Genomic DNA, 16,558 nt, shown 5'->3' on the forward strand with positions numbered 1-16,558 from the left:
GTGCCTCTATCGAAGCGGCCTGCAAGGGAATTCAAACGGTAGTCGCAAAGGGGAACCACCCCGGCTAATGTGCTCCGCCGGCCAGCACAGAGGGTGGACGAAGGGAATATACATGGGCCTCCTGAGGATAACCCATTGATAATGAAATGCTTGCCGAGAGAATTTGGTGCGGTCGAGAAGACTCGAACTTCCACGGGTGTTACCCCACAGCGACCTCAACGCTGCGCGTCTACCAATTCCGCCACGACCGCACATGATCCGTGATCTGGTAGGTGCGCGCTCTCTAGCCCAAGGCCCAGCCCATCACAAGTACAAATTTACCCCCGTCCCCTCCGCTTGCCGCGCATCCCCCTCTCGCGCAGCGCACGGCCCAGAACGACCGTCACGCCCACAGCGATCACCACCCACCCAAAGGACGGATCTGCGGCAAAAAACACCCCGTTCAGCGTGCGCCCCGGCAAAAAGGTGAACAGCCCCGCCAGGATCACCCCGTACCAGTAAAGGCTCCGGAATGCCGTCTGATGGGCGGCGATATCCCTGCGGATCGCGGCCCGTGTCCCAACCCACAGCGTCCACAGCGTCAGAGCAGACAACAGATGAATCGGGCTGAACGGGCCGATAAGACCGATCGTCCAGATGAAAAACCCCGACGCAGCCGTGATCACCATCATCCCCACCCAGACATAGCCCACCCGCTTGTGCCACCTGTCGCGCCGTGCGCGATACAGCGCCACCGGCCCCGTGATCAGCGCCACCAGAGCGGCGATCGTATGAAGTTGAATGACAAGCGAGGCTTGCGTGAATGCGGCAAGGGTCATCTGGCGTCTCCGGTCTTGGCAGTTGCAACGGGATGTCCTAACCATTGGGGCGCGCCGCAACGGCGCTCAACGGCGGATGCGTGACACACGAAAGGACATACGTGACTGACGTCGCCTCGCATTCCACGCTTCGCGAATGGTGGCACCACCTGCGCCAGCCCATCGCGCTCGCCCTCATGACAGGTGTCGCCATCGTGCTGACCCTGATGGGGCCATTTGGCACCGGCAACAGCTTGCGCCCCGTCCCGCGCCTCGCTTTCTGGATGTCGATCACCACCAGCACCTATGCCGTGGGATGCTTCGTGGCGATCCGGCTCGGCGCCATGTGGCCTGCGGACAGGCCGGTGGGCATGCGGATCGCTCTGACCGCCGTGCTGACGGGCCTTGGCGTGACCGCAACGGTGATGCTCATCAACTGGGCCGCCCTCGGCCAGCGGCCCGACAGCATCCCTCTGCCCGCCACCGTCTTCGGCATCGCCTTTATCGTCTCAATCATGTTCGATCTTCTGCGCACCCGGCACGATCCACCGGCTGCACCCGCACCGTCCGTCACACCGCAGGCCACCGGCCCCGCAATCCTCGATCGTCTACCCGTCGAACGGCGCGGCGCCCTGCTGGCGCTCTCGGCCGAGGATCATTACGTGCGCGTCCACACGGATCGTGGCGCCGCGCTCTGCCTCTTGCGTCTGTCGGACGCCATCCGCGAAACCGGGGATATCCCCGGATTGCAGGTCCATCGCTCGCACTGGGTCGCAAGACCCGCCATCGCCGCCACCCGTCGCAACGGCGACAAGGCGGTGATCCGCCTGACAGACGGCACCGAGTTGCCCGTCAGCCGCCGCTACGTTCCCATCCTCAAGGAGGCGGGGCTTCTGCCGCGCGCATCACATGGTTGAATGGATCACATCCGCCGGTCTGACCGACTATGACACCGCCATCCGCGAGATGGAGGCGCGCGCCGACGCCATCGCGCGGGGCGAGGCCGGCGAGGCGATCTGGCTGCTCGAACACCCTCCCCTTTACACCGCCGGAACCTCGGCCAATCCCGCCGATCTGCGCGATCCGCGCCGCTTTCCGGTGCATCCTTCCAAACGCGGCGGGCAATACACCTATCACGGGCCGGGCCAGCGGGTGGTCTATGTGATGCTCGATGTGGGCCAGCGCGGGCGCGATGTGCGCGCCTTCGTCAAGCAGCTCGAGACCTGGGTGATCGACACGCTGGACCAGTTCAACATCCGCGGCGAGATCCGTGAGGGCCGGGTCGGCGTCTGGGTCGTGCGCGACGACAAGCCGCTCACCGCCATAGGCCAGAAGCCCGAGGACAAGATCGCCGCCATCGGCATCCGCCTGCGCAAATGGATCAGCTTTCACGGCATCTCGATCAATGTGGAACCCGATCTCGAGCATTTTTCCGGCATCGTGCCGTGCGGCATCATCGAGCATGGCGTGACAAGCCTCGTCGATCTCGGTCTGCCGGTCAGCATGACCGATCTGGACGTCGCCCTCAAACGCACCTTCGAGGACAGCTTCCCGCCACTGACCTGATCAAGCAAGGCGGGCTGACATGCCGCACCCGCCCGGTGCCCACCGCCGCAGGACGGATAGCCACGGCTGATATGTAGGCGTTTCAATACTTTGCGCTTCCTCTACGTCAACGGAACGCCCAAGGCCCGCCACAAGGGGGTGCGACAAAATTATTTGATTTAGGTCAACTTCACGCATTGCCCTGCATGCATCGGCATTCTAAAACCTGAATGGATAGCGGATATGCGGTGACGGGAATCGTGTGTCCATGAAATTACCTAGCAGGAGGCATAAAATGGCAGACGCAGCCATTCACGGCCACGAGCATGAGGATCAGCGCGGGTTCTTCACCCGGTGGTTCATGTCCACGAACCACAAGGATATCGGTATCCTTTACCTGATCACCTCGGCGATCGTCGGCCTGATCTCGGTTCTATTCACCGTCTACATGCGGATGGAACTCATGGAGCCGGGGGTGCAGTACATGTGCCTCGAAGGCGCTCGCTTCACGGCCGCGGCCGCGGGCGAATGCACACCCAACGGTCATCTGTGGAACGTCATGATCACCTATCACGGTGTGCTGATGATGTTCTTCGTGGTGATCCCCGCCCTGTTCGGCGGCTTCGGCAACTACTTCATGCCTCTTCAGATCGGTGCGCCTGACATGGCGTTCCCGCGGATGAACAACCTCAGCTTCTGGCTGTTCGTCGCCGGGACATCGCTCGGGGTGGCCTCGCTGCTTGCGCCTGGCGGCAACGGTCAACTCGGCTCGGGCGTGGGCTGGGTGCTCTACCCGCCGCTCTCGACGCGCGAGACCGGCATCTCCATGGACCTTGCGATCTTTGCCGTGCACGTGTCGGGCGCCAGCTCGATCCTCGGCGCGATCAACATGATCACCACCTTCCTGAACATGCGTGCCCCGGGCATGACGCTCTTCAAGGTGCCGCTGTTCGCCTGGTCGATCTTCGTGACGTCGTGGCTCATCCTTCTGGCCCTGCCGGTTCTGGCTGGCGCCATCACGATGCTGCTGACCGACCGTAACTTCGGAACCACCTTCTTCGATCCTGCCGGTGGCGGCGATCCGGTGCTCTATCAGCACATCCTGTGGTTCTTCGGCCATCCGGAAGTCTATATCATCATCCTGCCGGGCTTCGGCATCATCAGCCACGTGATCGCCACCTTCAGCCGCAAGCCGATCTTCGGCTACCTGCCGATGGTCTGGGCGATTATCGCGATCGGTGTGCTGGGCTTCGTCGTGTGGGCGCACCACATGTACACCGTCGGCATGAGCGTGACGCAGCAATCCTACTTCATGCTGGCCACCATGGTCATCGCGGTGCCCACCGGCGTGAAGGTGTTCAGCTGGATCGCCACCATGTGGGGCGGCTCGGTCGAATTCAAGACACCGATGCTGTGGGCCTTCGGCTTCCTGTTCCTCTTCACCGTTGGCGGCGTGACGGGCATCGTCCTCAGCCAGGCGGGCGTGGACCGTGCCTATCACGACACTTATTACGTCGTGGCGCATTTCCACTACGTGATGAGCCTCGGGGCCGTGTTCGCCATCTTCGCGGGGATCTACTTCTACTTCCCCAAGATGACGGGCCGCATGTATCCCGAATGGGCCGGCAAGCTGCACTTCTGGGCGATGTTCATCGGCGCCAACCTGACATTCTTCCCCCAGCACTTCCTGGGCCGTCAGGGGATGCCCCGCCGCTACATCGACTACCCCGAAGCCTTCGCTCTCTGGAACTACTGGTCGTCGATTGGTGCGTTCCTCTCCTTCGCGTCCTTCGCGTTCTTCTTCGGCGTGATCTTCTACTCGCTGTTCCGTGGCGCCCGCGCCACCGAGGCGAACCCGTGGAACGAATATGCCGACACGCTGGAATGGACCCTGCCCTCGCCGCCGCCCGAGCACACGTTCGAGCAGCTGCCCAAGCAGGAAGACTGGGACAAGCAGCACGCGCACTGATCCCGCATCGGACCAGCTACAAAGCAATCAGGCCCCGGATATCCTCCGGGGCCTGTTTCATTTGCACCGCCCCCTGCCGCAAATGGCCCCTTCTGTGCCGCCCCCCTGCGTGTTAAAGCCCCGCCAACATGCAGACGGGCGCCAGCCTGACACCGGAGCACGCGACATGAGCAACGAGATCCGCCTCGCCTTTGAACATCCCGCCGCGCGCGCCGATGCCACCGCCCCCGATGGGCCGCTTGATCGCATTTCCGTGCGCGATCACATCGTCGAGGTCGAGATAGGCGCCTTTCAGGCCGAACGCGGCGTCACACAGCGCGTCTGTTTCAACGTCGTGGTCGAGGTGCGCCCGATCACCGATCCCCTTGAGGACGACGTGGACCGCATCCTCAGCTACGACAAGGTAACCGAGGCGATCGCCGCCGAACTGGCCGAAGAACGCCTCAACCTGCTCGAGACGCTGGCGGAGCGCATCGCCGAGCGCATCCTCTGGGAGCCTCAGGCCGTCCGCACCTTCGTGCGCATCGAGAAGCTCGATCGCGGCCCCGGCGCGCTTGGCGTCGAAATCGTCCGCTCCGTCAGCGATCTGGCCACCAAGCCCGTCGGCCATCACCCGGTCATCAAACCGCATCCACATGTCGTGTTTCTCACCAACCCCGCCATCCGCTCGCCCAACCTTGCCCGATGGCTCGATCAGCTCGAAGCCCGGGCCGAGCCGGTGATCCTCTGCGTGGGCCATCCCGAAACCTCCGCCCCGCGCACCGGCCACCGCATGACGCAACGTCGCGTCGACCTGCTGGCGCTCGAGCAGAACGCTTGGGTGCTGGCGGGCCGCGATGATCGCTGCGTTGTGGTCAACACCCGCACCGAACTCGACTGGGCGATGAAGAACGGGCAAATCTCGGTCTGGGCACCCTCCAAGATCGTGCTGGATGCGGTCGATGGCCCCTCGAGCGGCCCTGATGATCCCGTTGCACTGGCGGCATGGTTCTCCGGCCATATGGAGGCGTCGGACCTGCTGCTGATCGGCGAAGCCCCCCCGAAGACCGGCGCGCCCGTTCCGGTGCAAGTGCAGGACATCGCCCAAAGCGGTCTATAACGCCCCTGCCAGCCCTCTCCGTTCCGATCCAAGGTCGCCCCCATGCCCTATTATCGTCCGATCCCCCGGTTCGATCACGTCCGCCCCGCTGACGCCCTGCCCCTTGCGGGCGGCTGGCTCTGGTTCGACACGGTCGAGGAACTGCATCGCGACGCGCCTGCGCGCCTGATCCCCGCACGCGATCTGCCGGCCGAAGCTATGACCCGCCTCACCGCCCCACGCGCGCCCATTGCCGGTCTGGACCTGTCCAGACCGCAGCTCATGGGCATCCTCAACGTCACCCCCGACAGCTTTTCCGATGGCGGGTTGCATTTCGATCCCGCCGACGCGCTGGCCCATACCGACCGCATGATCGACGGAGGCGCAGCCATCGTCGACGTGGGCGGCGAGTCAACCCGCCCAGGGTCCACCAAAATTCCGCTGGACGAGGAAATCCGCCGCACCGCCCCGGTGATCGCCGCGATCCGCGCGCGGCACCCGGTGCCCATTTCCATCGACACCCGCAAAGCCCCCGTGGCCCGTGCCGCCCGTGATGCCGGCGCCGATCTCATCAATGATGTGGCAGGCTTCACCTTCGATCCCGAGCTCGCCCCCTTCGCCGCCGAAGCCGGTCTGCCGGTCTGCGTCATGCACGCCCAAGGCACGCCCGAGATCATGCAGAAAGACCCGCGCTACGATCACGTGGCGCTCGACATCTACGACTACCTCTCCGGCCGCATCGAGGCGCTGACCGCCCTCGGCATCCCCCGCGCGCAGATCATCGTCGATCCCGGCATCGGCTTCGGCAAGACGCTCGAGCACAATCTGACCCTGCTGCAGACCCTGTCGCTGTTTCACGGTCTGGGCTGTCCGATCCTGCTCGGCGCGTCGCGCAAGCGGTTTATCGGCACCATCGGCGGCTCGGACGAGGCCCGCCACCGCGCGCCCGGCTCGATTGCCGTGGCGCTGGCCGGAGTGGCGCAGGGCGCGCAGATCTTGCGTGTCCATGACGTTCGCGAAACCAACGAGGCGCTCCGGCTCTGGCAGGCATCCACCTTGGGTCAAATGCCCTGATCCATGCGGGGCCGGGCTGTGGATAATCGCCAAAAATGTGCGATGTGTACACAATTTCCGGTCAAACTTGGGAATTCGGTCCCAAACATGCGTAGGATTTGTACAAGTCGTACGAAACTCAGAAGCGGCCAAACAGCCGCTTCAATGCGCCGATCTGGCTCAATCCGACACCACACAGGATCAGGATAAGTGCCGTCAGCAAGCTCGGCGGCAGCGGCTCAGCCAGAAGCAATGCCCCCAGCACCACCGACCAGACCGGAACCTGGTAATTCACAAGGCTCATGAACACCGGTCCCGCCGTGCGGATCACCAGAACCCGCAAAAGACTGGCGCCCGCCGTGGGCACCATGCCCAGAAAAATAAGCACATACAACGTATTACGGTCCGTCGCGGGTGGTGGCCCTTCGATCGCCCATGCAGCACTGATGACGATGACCGCCCCGATTAACAGGGTCACCGCGTTCAATCCGATCGGATCCACTGTGGGCAGAAGTCGCATCTGCACCGAACTCAGCGCATAGCACGCCGCCGCCGCGACGCAGGCGGCACGGCCAAAGGGTTCCAGATATTCACCAGTGGTTTCAAAGGCTTGACCTCCTATCAGGATGACCACACCCACAAACCCGATCACGAACCCGGCAATCTTGCGCAGGTTCAAACGCTCGCCCGGCACCAGAAAATGCGCCAAGGGCAAAACCAGCAGCGCCACCGCCGCCATGGACACCCCGGCAAATCCGGATGTCACGAATTGCTGCCCCCAACTCAGCAACATGAACGGCACGGCCGATGACAAGGCACCAATCGCTCCAAGCCGGTAGATGTCTTTTTTATCAATGGGTTCCGCGAATAACCCAAACCCCCGAAAGGCCCAGATCGCCAGCATCAGAAGCGTCGCAAACCCGATCCGCGCCGAGGCCAGCCAGAATGGCGTGATCCCCTCAAGGGCCACTTCGATAATGAGAAACGTGGCGCCCCAGACCAAGCCCAAGGTCGCCACCATGAGCCAGCTTTGCGCCGTGATGTCAGGATTTTTTGTCATATTTATCAGTATTTTGCGCGCCGCTCTGCACCCCGTGACAGGACGTCCCACTTCACGTCTTGCGATAAGGCCACAGGTGTTGGGGTGGAAAGCAACGAAAGGAGCGATCCATGAATATCTATCTGATACCCGGTCTCGCCTTGGTCACAATGGCCATCGTCGGTTTTGTTGCCCTGCGCAGCAAGCGCCAAACCGAAGAGCGGCGTCATAGCGACAGCATTCCCAAAAGCGCTCTGGCCAAAGACGGCAACCCGCACCGCAAAGCTCCGTGATCTCGTGCGATCCGGCCCTTCGGGGCCGGATCAACTTTGTCTCTCAAAGCACTGATAATCAGTTCTTTTCCTGATCGACCAGCTTACCGGCGCTGATCCAGGGCATCATGCCGCGCAGCTTGGCGCCGACCTCTTCGATCTGGTGTGCGTCATTCATCCGGCGGGTGCCTTTGAAGAACGGCTGACCAACCGCATTTTCCGTCATGAAGTCACGCACGAAAGCACCGGTCTGGATGTCGTGCAGAATTGCCTTCATCTCTTTCTTGGTGCGCTCATACGGCAGAACCCGCGGACCGCTGACATATTCCCCGTACTCGGCCGTGTTCGAGATCGAGTAGTTCATGTTCGCGATGCCGCCTTCATAGATCAGGTCGACGATCAGTTTCACTTCGTGAAGGCACTCAAAGTAAGCCATTTCAGGGGCATAGCCCGCCTCGACCAGTGTCTCGAAGCCCATGCGGATCAGTTCCACAAGGCCGCCGCACAGCACCGCCTGCTCACCGAACAGGTCGGTTTCGCATTCTTCGCGGAAGCTGGTTTCGATCACGCCCGAGCGCCCGCCACCGATCGCCGAGCAATAGCTCAGACCGATTTCCAGCGCCTTGCCCGATGCATCTGTATCCACAGCCACAAGGCAGGGCACGCCACCGCCCTTGACATATTCACCACGCACCGTGTGACCCGGCCCCTTGGGCGCCATCATGATGACGTCGATACCTTCTTTCGGCTCGATCAGGCCGAAATGCACGTTCAGGCCGTGGGCAAAGGCGATTGCGGCACCCGGCTTGATGTTGTCATGCACATATTTGCGGTAGGTTTCCGCCTGCAATTCGTCGGGCATGGTGAACATCATCACGTCGCACCATGCGGCGGCTTCGGCGATGCCCTTGACTTCGAGACCTTCTGCTTCGGCCTTCTTGGCGCTCTTGGAGCCTTCGCGCAGGGCAACGCACAGGTTCTTGGCGCCCGAGTCGCGCAGGTTCAGCGCATGGGCATGACCCTGGCTGCCATAGCCAAGAATGGCGACTTTCTTGTCTTTGATCAGGTTGATATCGCAATCGCGATCATAATAGACGCGCATGGCGGTCTCCTTTCGGTTCGGTTTCCATGTCGCAAGACTAACCATCCACCTCCAAAAAACGGTGCAAATACCACTGTATTTCTCTGATTTATGCTTTATCTATTCGTTTAGTATCTATTATGTGAAAATTCCATGCTCGACGACACCGACAGACGTCTTTTGCGCCATTACCAGTATGACGCCACGCTAGGACCGGCCGAATTGGCCGAGCTGGCCGGTCTGACGCCGGCAACCTGTGCGCGCAGGCTTGAGAAACTGTACAAATCCGGGATCATACGCGGCAATCATGCGGTGATCGATTGGCGCGCGCTTGGCTATGCGGTGGAGGTGTCGCTGCGCATCACGCTCGACAAGACGCAACCGCGCGCCTTCGACGAATTCATGGAAGCTGCACGACAGGTGCCCGATGTCGTTGAAATCCAGACCTTTCTTGGTCGCGTGGATGTGCGTCTTTCGGTGATTGCGCGGAATATGGCGCAATACCAACAGGTGTATCGCAGCAGCATCCTTACCCTGCCCCATATCGCCGATATCGAAGCGCTGATGCATGTGGCGCGGATCAAATCCGACGAGGTGCTGCCTCTGTGACCGATCTCGACACCACCGACCGTCTGATCCTCCGCGAACTCAGCCGGGACGCCACGCAGGCGACCAGCGTTCTGGGGCGCAAGCTGGGTCTGTCGCAGCCTGCCACCTGGCGGCGCATCAAACGCCTGCGCGAAGCGGGTGTCATCAAGGGACAGCGTCTCGATCTGGACAACGAGAAACTGGGCTTCGGCGTGACGGTGTTCCTGGGGATCAAACTGGCCACCAAGGGGCGCGTCAGCCTTGAGGATTTCGAGCGCGCGGTCTCGGCCATTCCCGAAGTGCAGACGGTCGAGCATATCCTGGGGCTATACGATTATCGCCTGCGGGTCGTGGCCCGCGACATCTCGGATTTTGAACGTGTCTTGCGCCGGCGTCTGATGACACTGCCGGGGGTCGGCAATGTCGAGGCCAACGTGCTGCTCAGCGAAGAGCGCCGCCCCGGCCCTATCGGGTGACGACCGCGACATTTTGGACCGCATTATTGCATGCGCACCGGGCCTTCCCAAATCACGGCCAGACCAAACATCTGAACCGTATGGCCACACAGGGAAAAGCCGATGACCACAAGACGCGACTTCTTCATCATGTCCGCCCTCGCATTCGCCGCAAGCCCCGCGCTTGCACAGTTTACCGGCCCCAGCGAACAGGGCGCGCAGTCGAGCGTACAGGATGCCCTGGACGCGCGCATCGGCGCTTATATGACGCTGGAAGGGTATATCACGCACCATCTGCGCGAGGATTACTATCGGTTCACAGATGGCATGAACGAGATTCGCGTGGAAATTCCTCAAACCGTGTTTGCGGGTCGCCCGATCGGACCCAACGACCGTGTGCGACTGCGGGTCGAAGTCGACCGTGGGCTGATCGGCCGCTATCTCTGGGTCGAGGCGCTCGAAATTCTGTAGCACTTGCGACTGGTCTCCAAAGGCCCTGTTTGCGGATGCGGTGGAGTGCTGCGCAAATGGGGCCTGTTACGTCGGTATTCCCAAGTAGACTTTGCCTTTGCTTTCACATCAAGCTAGCACTTGGGCCAATTCTGATAGGAGACCCCGCATGACCGCCCTTCTGGATACCGTAGACCCTGATGGATTGCTCGAATACTCGGTGGTGTTTACCGACCGGTCACTCAATCACATGAGCCAGAGCTTTCAGCAGGTGATGCGCGACATCTCGGAGATGCTGAAAGACGTGTACAAGGCCGATGCCGTGGCGCTGGTGCCCGGTGGCGGCACCTATGCGATGGAAGCCGTCGCACGCCAATTCGGCACGGACGCCCATGCCCTCGTCGTGCGCAACGGCTGGTTTTCCTTCCGCTGGAGCCAGATTTTCGATGCCGGGAAATTCACTTCGGAAACAACGGTCTGCATGGCGCGCCAAACGGGCAACGGCCCGACCGCGCCGTTTGCCCCTGCCCCGATCGACGAGGTGACCGCCAAGATCCGCGAGGCGCGGCCCGACGTGGTCTTCGCACCGCATGTCGAGACATCCGCGGGGCTTATCCTGCCCGAGGATTACATCACGGCATTGGCCGATGCCGCACATGAGGTGGGCGCGCTGATGGTGCTGGATTGCATCGCCTCGGGCTGTGCCTGGGTCGACATGCAGGCGACTGGGGTGGATGTGCTGATCTCGGCGCCACAAAAGGGTTGGTCGGCCTCGCCTTCGGCAGGGTTGGTGATGATGTCGCAACGCGCGGTTGATCGACTGGACAAGACCGTTTCGAACAGCTTCGCCATCGACCTGAAAAAATGGCGGGACATCATGAAAACCTATGAAACCGGCGGTCATGCCTATCATGCGACGATGCCGACCGATGCGCTACGCGCGTTCCGCGACACGATGATCGAAACGCGCGACTATGGCTTTGACAAGCTGTGCGAGGCGCAATGGGCTCTGGGGAACGGCGTGCGCGCCATTCTGGCCGAGAAGGGCGTCACATCGGTTGCGGCGCCGGGCTATGGCGCGCCGGGCGTGGTGGTCAGCTATACCGATGACCCCGCCATTCAGAACGGCAGCAAGTTTGCCGCTGAAGGGATGCAGATCGCCGCGGGCGTGCCGCTGCAATGCAACGAGCCCGAGGGGTTCCGGACCTTTCGGCTGGGGCTGTTCGGTCTGGACAAGCTCTATGATGTGCCGGGGTCTCTGGCGCGGCTCAAGACGGTCATCGACAAGGTGCTGTAGGGCGGCTTGTCAGGCGTCACCGCCTGCCGCGTGGCCTCAACCACGTGCGCCGAGGCCTAGTTGCATCAGGGTCTTGCGCACCGGCGCCAGTGAATAGATCGCATTGAGCGTCATGGCGCGCGCATCACGCAGAGGCTGCGCGTGCATCATTGAGGCCCGGTTTAGCAGATCGATCCCGGTCACCCGTGCCGTGACCTCGAGATGGCGGCGACGGTGATAGGTGTCGAGCATCGCCGCATCGCCAAGCCGCTCCGGCGCGGCTTCGGCCAGCTCCAGCAGCACACGCATGTCACCGAGGCTCATGTTCAGACCCTGCGCGCCGATGGGCGGCACGACATGGGCGGCCTCGGCCACAAGAGCCACGCGTTCGGCGGACATGCGCTCCGCAAGCTGACTGATGATCGGCCAGACTGTGCGCCGCGAAACCAGCGTCAGAGGACCGAAAAGAAGGCAAGAGCGCTCATTCATCGCCGCTTCGAACTCAGGAACGGGCAAATCCGCAAGGCGCAGAGCCTCGGGGCCATCTTCCATCCAGACGATCGCCGACGAGGGCCGCCCCTCGTGATCCGGCAGCGGCACAAGGGTGAACGGCCCGCCCGAGCGGTGGATCTCGGTCGAAACGTTTTCGTGAGGGATCGCATGGGTGACCGCAAAGGCCAGCGCCTTTTGCCCATATCGCGTCGTCTTGACCGGCACGCCCGCCGCCTCGCGCACCGGAGAGTTGCGCCCATCGGCCGCGATCACCAGACGGCAGCGCAATTTCGTCGAATCGCTCAGCCCGACATGGGCCTGCGTTTCGCGGGTCACAAGCGAGGCCACGCCAACACCTGGGCGAAACTCGACGCTGTCGAGACTGTCGAGATGCGCCACCATTTCGCGACGCAAAAGCCAGTTGGGCAGGTTCCAGCCGAATGGCTGATCCGAGATATCGGCGGCATCGAATTCCTTGGTGATGCGTGGCTTGGCCTGTTTGCCGCCCGCATCCACGATGCGCATTATCTGCAGGCTCGCGGCATGGGGCGCCAACCTGTCCCAAAGACCGGCCCGATCCAGCAATTGCCGAGCCGGTTGAAGAAAGGCCGTGGTGCGCAAGTCCGACCCCGCCGCGTCACGCGCGGTTATGGGCGGTGCGGGATCGACGCAAAGCACCGAAAATCCCGCGGTGCCGAACACCGCCGCCGCCGTGAGACCAGCCACGCCCCCGCCAGATACAAGGATGTCATACTCTGCAGTGCTCATCTCATGGTCCTTTCCTGGCAAAGCCTGACGCGCGCCCGGACCCCGGATCAGCCGCGCGAGATCACGAGCAGCGCCACCCAGATCACCGGAACCATCGCCAAGGCGGGGATATAAAGCCCCGGAATGCCCCAAAGCGCAATGCTGACGCCCCATGCCGCCAGAAGGCCAAGAACGGTCAGGAGAATCGGAACGGCCGCCGCCTCGTCAGGATCGCGGTCGGTGACATGGGCAATGTCGCTGTCGGTCTGGGCAAGTGCCATGGATGAAGATTCCTTTATCTGTTTGCCCTTGTAAGATATGACCCCGGCCCGGAGTGCAAAGGCACATATCGCCGCAGAACCGCTGTCAGACGAGGCCTGAGAGGAAGCCACTCAGATCAGCGGTATGGTGGTGGATATGATCGGCGGGATGCTGGCGCGGCGCGACGTGGACGGTGCGCATGCCCATGGCGTGAGGCTGGGCAAGATTGCGCGGCTCATCTTCGAACATCGCGGCGCGCACAGGCGTCAGGCCATCGCGCGCAAAAACCGCATCAAAGGCTTCGCGGTCGGGCTTGGGCCGATAGCCCGCATGCTCCACGCCATAGACCGCATCGAACACCCCCGTCAGGCCCCGCCGCTCGATCACGCGTTCGGCATAGGGTGCGCTGCCATTGGTATAGACGATGCGCCGTCCCGGAAGCGCCGCTATGCGGGCACGCAACTCGGCGTCGGGTTCCAGCGCATCAAAGGAAATATCATGCACATCAATCAGATAGGGATCGGGGTCGATGTCATGCTCACGCATCAGACCGGCCAGCGTGGTGCCATGTTCATGCCAGTATTTCCGGCGAAGGCGGTCGGCTTCGGCCCGATCGACCCCAAGCTCGGTCATCACGAACTGCGTCATGCGCTGCTCGATCTGGTCGAAAAGACGAACCTCGGGCGCGTAGAGCGTATTGTCCAGATCGAACACCCAAGCCTCGATATGCGTGAAATTCTGCCTTGTCATGACCAGGGTTCTAGGGCGCCGCGACAAACGGTGCAATCGCAGGAGGCTTGATTGTGCGCACAACCGGCGATTACTGTCAGAATAACAAGATACAACAGGGACAGGTTACGTTCATGAAAGCGCCCCCAAAAGACGCCTATACGCTTATTCTGGAAGCCATCGACATGGGGATCTACAAACCCGGAGACCGGCTTGTCGAAAGCGACCTTGCCGAACGCTTCGGGGTGTCGCGCACGCCGATCCGCGAGGCGCTCCAACGGCTCGAGACGCAATCTCTGCTGACCCGCGACGGTCGCAGCCTGATCGTGGCATCGCTGGATCACAACCAACTGGCCGAACTTTATGTCGTGCGCGCCGAACTCGAAGGGCTCGCAGCCAACCTCGCCGCGCGTCACGCGACCGATGAAGAGGTGCGGGTGCTGCGTGATATGGTCGAGGAAGACCGGAAGCTGTTGAACGATCCGCAAGCAATGGCGCGCGCGAACCGTCGTTTCCACAAGCAAATTCACCTGTCGTCGCATAACCGCTTTCTCGTGCAGCAACTCGACCTCGTGCACAGGTCGATGGCGCTGATGGCGACCACCTCGCTGGCGGCACTTGGCAGGCCCGCGGATGCACTGAAGGAACATGACGCCATCGTCACCGCAATCGAGGCACGGGACACAACAGGCGCGGGAGACGCCCTGAAAGCTCATATTTCCAAGGCTTTCGTCACGCGTCTGAAGCTTGACTCAGGGGAAGTCGGCGCGATCGTCTGACAACCCCTCAAGCGATTCCTGCGCGGACGTGACCGGCAGCGACACGCCATGCGTTGTCTTCTCCCAGAAAAACGGGTTGACCACCAACTCGTAGAGCGCCTTGTAGGCCGCTACCGCCCCGAGGGTCGCATAGACATGCATCGTGGGCACCCATGGCAGAAGGTGCCTGTACCCATGCCTGTTGACCGCCGCTGCATGGATCACGATCGAGAGTATCTCGGCAGTGAGGAACAGACTGCCAACCACATTCAGAACGGATCTGCTCACCATGGGATCGAGCGGGTGCGGCAAACCGAGCAGAAACAGCCAGAAAGACCAAAGGATCGGAGCCAGAAGCAACTGGGACAAGGCCACCATGAAATGCGCATGAAAGCCCAGGAATTTCCATGTCCCCAACTGCCTGTAAAGTAGCGCAGGCCGGCGCATGTGCACCAGATAGGTGGTCATATATCCCTTGAGCCAGCGTGACCTCTGCTTGATCCAGGGCCAGACACGGCAATTGGCCTCTTCTGCGGTCACGGTGGCCACCATTTCCGTCCGCATGCCATGACGCGCAAGACGAAAACCCAGATCCGCATCTTCGGTCACGTTATGGGAATCCCACCCGCCCAGACGTTCCAATGCATCGCGGCGGAAATAGAGCGTGGTGCCGCCAAGCGGAATTGCAAAACCGAGTTTGGCCATACCCGGCAGCATCACCCGGAACCATGTCGCGTATTCGATGGTAAAGCACCGCGCCAGCCAGTTTTGCCGGGGATTGTAGTAGTCCAGCACCCCTTGCAGGCAGACAACATCCTCCGAGACATGCTGGAATCGGCGCGCAATGATGGTGATCTGATCCGGATCGGGCGCATCTTCGGCGTCGAAAATACCGATGATGTCACCGGCACAGAAATCCAGCGCATAATTCATCGCGCGGGGTTTGGTGCGCGGCTGCCCATTTGGTACGATCACCGCCCGCATCCATGGCGGCAGGTCGATCTGCGCCAGTGTCCTACGGGTCAACGCATCCTCCTCTTCGAGCACGAGGATTACATCGAGCAGGCATTTGGGATAGGTCAGCCGCTGCAACCGCGCAATCAGGTGATGGGCAATCTCTGTTTCGCGAAACAACGGCACAATGATCGAGACTTTGGGCAAAGGAGGCCCCACATCGCGGAGCCTGTCGGGGTGGATTGACGGAATTTCCGAGGACAGACTGGCCAGAAAGGCGGCCAGCTTCAACAAAATGGACACCGCCAGTGTTGCCGAAGCCCAAAGGGCGACGATTGCAAACATGACGGAAGGAAATGTGACTGTCAGCGTCGTCAGCATGGCGATCAGCGCGATGGTCACAGCAATTCTGCGGTGAAAGGCATTCCCCCATGTGCGGCAGCTTTCTTCGGCAGAAACGCGCGTCTGTGCGGCATCGGTCAGGGCCGTCCGGTGACGCGCAGCGATCTCATCCTGGATCAGGGTGCGCGGAGCGATCAGGATCCGGGCGCCATCCGCTTGCTGCGCGGGTCCGGGGGCATGGGTGACAATGGCCGGCATCCCGTCACGGTCGCTCACAGGAAGCAGCGCCTGGCGCAGCATCAGACCCGGTGGGAGCTCGCCCGGACGCGAGGCCAGGGCGGCAACAGCCTCACGATCGACAGTGCGAGTCTTGAGCCTTGCGGCATGCGCCGCCAGCAAAACATCCTCGTCAATCAGCCCCTCTGCCTTGAGGATATCATCGATCGAGGCATCGCAATGCGCCCGCACCATCCCGGCAAGCACGATATCCGTGCGCGAGATTGCACCCTGTCGCACCAGCTGAGCGCCAATGGAGTCCGGCGCATCCGCTTGCTTCGCACTCGGGGTCGCAAGCTGACGCAGTTCCGTTATGCCCATGCCGGCCTCCTGCCGTTACCTTTTCAGGCAGCATGAACTTAAAGGGTTAAGGCTTTGTAAATCAGAGGTTAATGA

General features: G+C 61.7%; 18 protein-coding genes and 1 tRNA gene. 11 read left to right on the forward strand and 8 right to left on the reverse strand.

Going from position 1 to position 16,558, the window contains the following annotated elements; all coding sequences use genetic code 11:
• Positions 1 to 164: 164 nt before the first annotated feature.
• Both RAZWK3B_RS07915 and RAZWK3B_RS07920 read right to left on the reverse strand, forming a co-directional pair.
• Positions 165 to 251: transfer RNA gene (locus RAZWK3B_RS07915), tRNA-Leu, on the reverse strand.
• Between the two features lie 66 nt (positions 252 to 317).
• The gene (locus RAZWK3B_RS07920) at positions 318 to 818 is read right to left on the reverse strand and encodes a DUF2306 domain-containing protein (protein WP_007813914.1); all 501 of its coding nucleotides are present in this window, start codon (positions 816 to 818) and stop codon (positions 318 to 320) included.
• Positions 819 to 919: 101 nt separating this feature from the next.
• Here RAZWK3B_RS07920 and RAZWK3B_RS20165 point away from each other — a divergent pair, with 101 nt between their 5' ends.
• From RAZWK3B_RS20165 to folP, 5 genes are all read left to right on the forward strand, one after another.
• On the forward strand, positions 920 to 1,714 hold the full coding sequence (locus tag RAZWK3B_RS20165) for a LytTR family DNA-binding domain-containing protein (RefSeq protein WP_157132194.1): 795 nt from the start codon (positions 920 to 922) through the stop codon (positions 1,712 to 1,714).
• Entirely contained in the window at positions 1,707 to 2,363 is a 657-nt protein-coding gene (gene lipB / locus RAZWK3B_RS07930) for a lipoyl(octanoyl) transferase LipB (RefSeq protein ID WP_007813917.1), read from the forward strand. The genes RAZWK3B_RS20165 and lipB overlap by 8 nt, the downstream gene beginning before the upstream one ends.
• Positions 2,364 to 2,637: 274 nt before the next feature.
• Positions 2,638 to 4,311 (forward strand): cytochrome c oxidase subunit I, encoded by a 1,674-nt coding sequence (gene ctaD, locus RAZWK3B_RS07935; RefSeq protein ID WP_007813919.1) that lies wholly within the window; start codon positions 2,638 to 2,640, stop codon positions 4,309 to 4,311.
• Between the two features lie 166 nt (positions 4,312 to 4,477).
• The gene (locus RAZWK3B_RS07940) at positions 4,478 to 5,410 is read left to right on the forward strand and encodes a dihydroneopterin aldolase (RefSeq protein WP_007813921.1); all 933 of its coding nucleotides are present in this window, start codon (positions 4,478 to 4,480) and stop codon (positions 5,408 to 5,410) included.
• 42 nt (positions 5,411 to 5,452) lie between these two features.
• Entirely contained in the window at positions 5,453 to 6,463 is a 1,011-nt protein-coding gene (gene folP, locus RAZWK3B_RS07945) for a dihydropteroate synthase (protein ID WP_007813923.1), read from the forward strand.
• Positions 6,464 to 6,581: 118 nt separating this feature from the next.
• Here folP and RAZWK3B_RS07950 read toward each other — a convergent pair whose 3' ends face one another.
• Positions 6,582 to 7,502 carry a DMT family transporter gene (locus RAZWK3B_RS07950; RefSeq protein WP_007813925.1) on the reverse strand — a complete coding sequence of 307 codons (921 nt, stop codon included), beginning with the start codon at positions 7,500 to 7,502 and terminating at the stop codon, positions 6,582 to 6,584.
• A 110-nt stretch (positions 7,503 to 7,612) separates the two neighbouring features.
• Between RAZWK3B_RS07950 and RAZWK3B_RS21425 the strand changes: the two genes are divergently transcribed.
• On the forward strand, positions 7,613 to 7,774 hold the full coding sequence (locus tag RAZWK3B_RS21425) for a hypothetical protein (protein ID WP_007813926.1): 162 nt from the start codon (positions 7,613 to 7,615) through the stop codon (positions 7,772 to 7,774).
• A 58-nt stretch (positions 7,775 to 7,832) separates the two neighbouring features.
• On the opposite strand, the gene ilvC is transcribed toward RAZWK3B_RS21425, so the two are convergent.
• Positions 7,833 to 8,855: a ketol-acid reductoisomerase gene (gene ilvC / locus RAZWK3B_RS07955; RefSeq protein WP_007813928.1), complete on the reverse strand. Its 1,023-nt coding sequence runs from the start codon at positions 8,853 to 8,855 to the stop codon at positions 7,833 to 7,835.
• 132 nt (positions 8,856 to 8,987) lie between these two features.
• Between ilvC and RAZWK3B_RS07960 the strand changes: the two genes are divergently transcribed.
• The 4 genes from RAZWK3B_RS07960 (at position 8,988) to RAZWK3B_RS07975 (ending at position 11,624) form a co-directional block, all read left to right on the forward strand.
• The gene (locus RAZWK3B_RS07960) at positions 8,988 to 9,443 is read left to right on the forward strand and encodes an Lrp/AsnC family transcriptional regulator (protein WP_007813930.1); all 456 of its coding nucleotides are present in this window, start codon (positions 8,988 to 8,990) and stop codon (positions 9,441 to 9,443) included.
• Positions 9,440 to 9,898 (forward strand): Lrp/AsnC family transcriptional regulator, encoded by a 459-nt coding sequence (locus RAZWK3B_RS07965; RefSeq protein WP_007813931.1) that lies wholly within the window; start codon positions 9,440 to 9,442, stop codon positions 9,896 to 9,898. Before RAZWK3B_RS07960 ends, RAZWK3B_RS07965 begins: the two co-directional genes overlap by 4 nt.
• Positions 9,899 to 10,000: 102 nt before the next feature.
• Complete coding sequence (locus tag RAZWK3B_RS07970) at positions 10,001 to 10,348, forward strand: YgiW/YdeI family stress tolerance OB fold protein (protein WP_198133264.1); 348 nt, start codon at positions 10,001 to 10,003, stop codon at positions 10,346 to 10,348.
• 148 nt (positions 10,349 to 10,496) lie between these two features.
• The gene (locus RAZWK3B_RS07975; RefSeq protein WP_007813938.1) at positions 10,497 to 11,624 is read left to right on the forward strand and encodes an aminotransferase class V-fold PLP-dependent enzyme; all 1,128 of its coding nucleotides are present in this window, start codon (positions 10,497 to 10,499) and stop codon (positions 11,622 to 11,624) included.
• A 36-nt stretch (positions 11,625 to 11,660) separates the two neighbouring features.
• Here the strand turns inward: RAZWK3B_RS07975 and RAZWK3B_RS07980 are convergent, their stop codons facing one another.
• The 3 genes from RAZWK3B_RS07980 to RAZWK3B_RS07990 all read right to left on the reverse strand — a co-directional run bounded on the left by RAZWK3B_RS07980 (position 11,661) and on the right by RAZWK3B_RS07990 (position 13,853).
• Positions 11,661 to 12,863: a UbiH/UbiF family hydroxylase gene (locus tag RAZWK3B_RS07980; protein ID WP_007813940.1), complete on the reverse strand. Its 1,203-nt coding sequence runs from the start codon at positions 12,861 to 12,863 to the stop codon at positions 11,661 to 11,663.
• A 47-nt stretch (positions 12,864 to 12,910) separates the two neighbouring features.
• On the reverse strand, positions 12,911 to 13,123 hold the full coding sequence (locus tag RAZWK3B_RS07985) for a hypothetical protein (protein ID WP_007813943.1): 213 nt from the start codon (positions 13,121 to 13,123) through the stop codon (positions 12,911 to 12,913).
• 85 nt (positions 13,124 to 13,208) lie between these two features.
• Positions 13,209 to 13,853, reverse strand: a complete 645-nt coding sequence (locus tag RAZWK3B_RS07990) for a pyrimidine 5'-nucleotidase (RefSeq protein WP_007813945.1) — start codon at positions 13,851 to 13,853, stop codon at positions 13,209 to 13,211.
• Positions 13,854 to 13,966: 113 nt separating this feature from the next.
• On the opposite strand from RAZWK3B_RS07990, the gene RAZWK3B_RS07995 reads away from it, so the two are divergent.
• Entirely contained in the window at positions 13,967 to 14,611 is a 645-nt protein-coding gene (locus RAZWK3B_RS07995; protein WP_007813946.1) for a GntR family transcriptional regulator, read from the forward strand.
• Here RAZWK3B_RS07995 and RAZWK3B_RS08000 read toward each other — a convergent pair.
• Complete coding sequence (locus tag RAZWK3B_RS08000) at positions 14,585 to 16,483, reverse strand: glycosyltransferase (RefSeq protein ID WP_007813948.1); 1,899 nt, start codon at positions 16,481 to 16,483, stop codon at positions 14,585 to 14,587. The two genes, RAZWK3B_RS07995 and RAZWK3B_RS08000, sit on opposite strands and share 27 nt — an antisense overlap.
• Positions 16,484 to 16,558 lie beyond the last annotated feature (75 nt).

This window comes from Roseobacter sp. AzwK-3b, from assembly GCF_000170875.1.
GTDB lineage: Bacteria > Pseudomonadota > Alphaproteobacteria > Rhodobacterales > Rhodobacteraceae > Roseovarius > Roseovarius litoreus.

Excerpts from the sequence above, each read along its gene's own strand:
- ilvC (WP_007813928.1), bottom strand. The coding sequence starts at position 8,855 with ATGCGCGTCTATTATGATCGCGATTGCGATATCAACCTGATCAAAGAC.
- RAZWK3B_RS07975 (WP_007813938.1), top strand. The coding sequence starts at position 10,497 with ATGACCGCCCTTCTGGATACCGTAGACCCTGATGGATTGCTCGAATAC.
- folP (WP_007813923.1), top strand. The coding sequence starts at position 5,453 with ATGCCCTATTATCGTCCGATCCCCCGGTTCGATCACGTCCGCCCCGCT.
- RAZWK3B_RS07940 (WP_007813921.1), top strand. The coding sequence starts at position 4,478 with ATGAGCAACGAGATCCGCCTCGCCTTTGAACATCCCGCCGCGCGCGCC.
- RAZWK3B_RS21425 (WP_007813926.1), top strand. The coding sequence starts at position 7,613 with ATGAATATCTATCTGATACCCGGTCTCGCCTTGGTCACAATGGCCATC.
- RAZWK3B_RS07950 (WP_007813925.1), bottom strand. The coding sequence starts at position 7,502 with ATGACAAAAAATCCTGACATCACGGCGCAAAGCTGGCTCATGGTGGCG.
- lipB (WP_007813917.1), top strand. The coding sequence starts at position 1,707 with ATGGTTGAATGGATCACATCCGCCGGTCTGACCGACTATGACACCGCC.
- ctaD (WP_007813919.1), top strand. The coding sequence starts at position 2,638 with ATGGCAGACGCAGCCATTCACGGCCACGAGCATGAGGATCAGCGCGGG.
- RAZWK3B_RS07920 (WP_007813914.1), bottom strand. The coding sequence starts at position 818 with ATGACCCTTGCCGCATTCACGCAAGCCTCGCTTGTCATTCAACTTCAT.
- RAZWK3B_RS07970 (WP_198133264.1), top strand. The coding sequence starts at position 10,001 with ATGACCACAAGACGCGACTTCTTCATCATGTCCGCCCTCGCATTCGCC.
- RAZWK3B_RS07995 (WP_007813946.1), top strand. The coding sequence starts at position 13,967 with ATGAAAGCGCCCCCAAAAGACGCCTATACGCTTATTCTGGAAGCCATC.
- RAZWK3B_RS07990 (WP_007813945.1), bottom strand. The coding sequence starts at position 13,853 with ATGACAAGGCAGAATTTCACGCATATCGAGGCTTGGGTGTTCGATCTG.
- RAZWK3B_RS07985 (WP_007813943.1), bottom strand. The coding sequence starts at position 13,123 with ATGGCACTTGCCCAGACCGACAGCGACATTGCCCATGTCACCGACCGC.
- RAZWK3B_RS07980 (WP_007813940.1), bottom strand. The coding sequence starts at position 12,863 with ATGAGCACTGCAGAGTATGACATCCTTGTATCTGGCGGGGGCGTGGCT.
- RAZWK3B_RS07960 (WP_007813930.1), top strand. The coding sequence starts at position 8,988 with ATGCTCGACGACACCGACAGACGTCTTTTGCGCCATTACCAGTATGAC.
- RAZWK3B_RS08000 (WP_007813948.1), bottom strand. The coding sequence starts at position 16,483 with ATGGGCATAACGGAACTGCGTCAGCTTGCGACCCCGAGTGCGAAGCAA.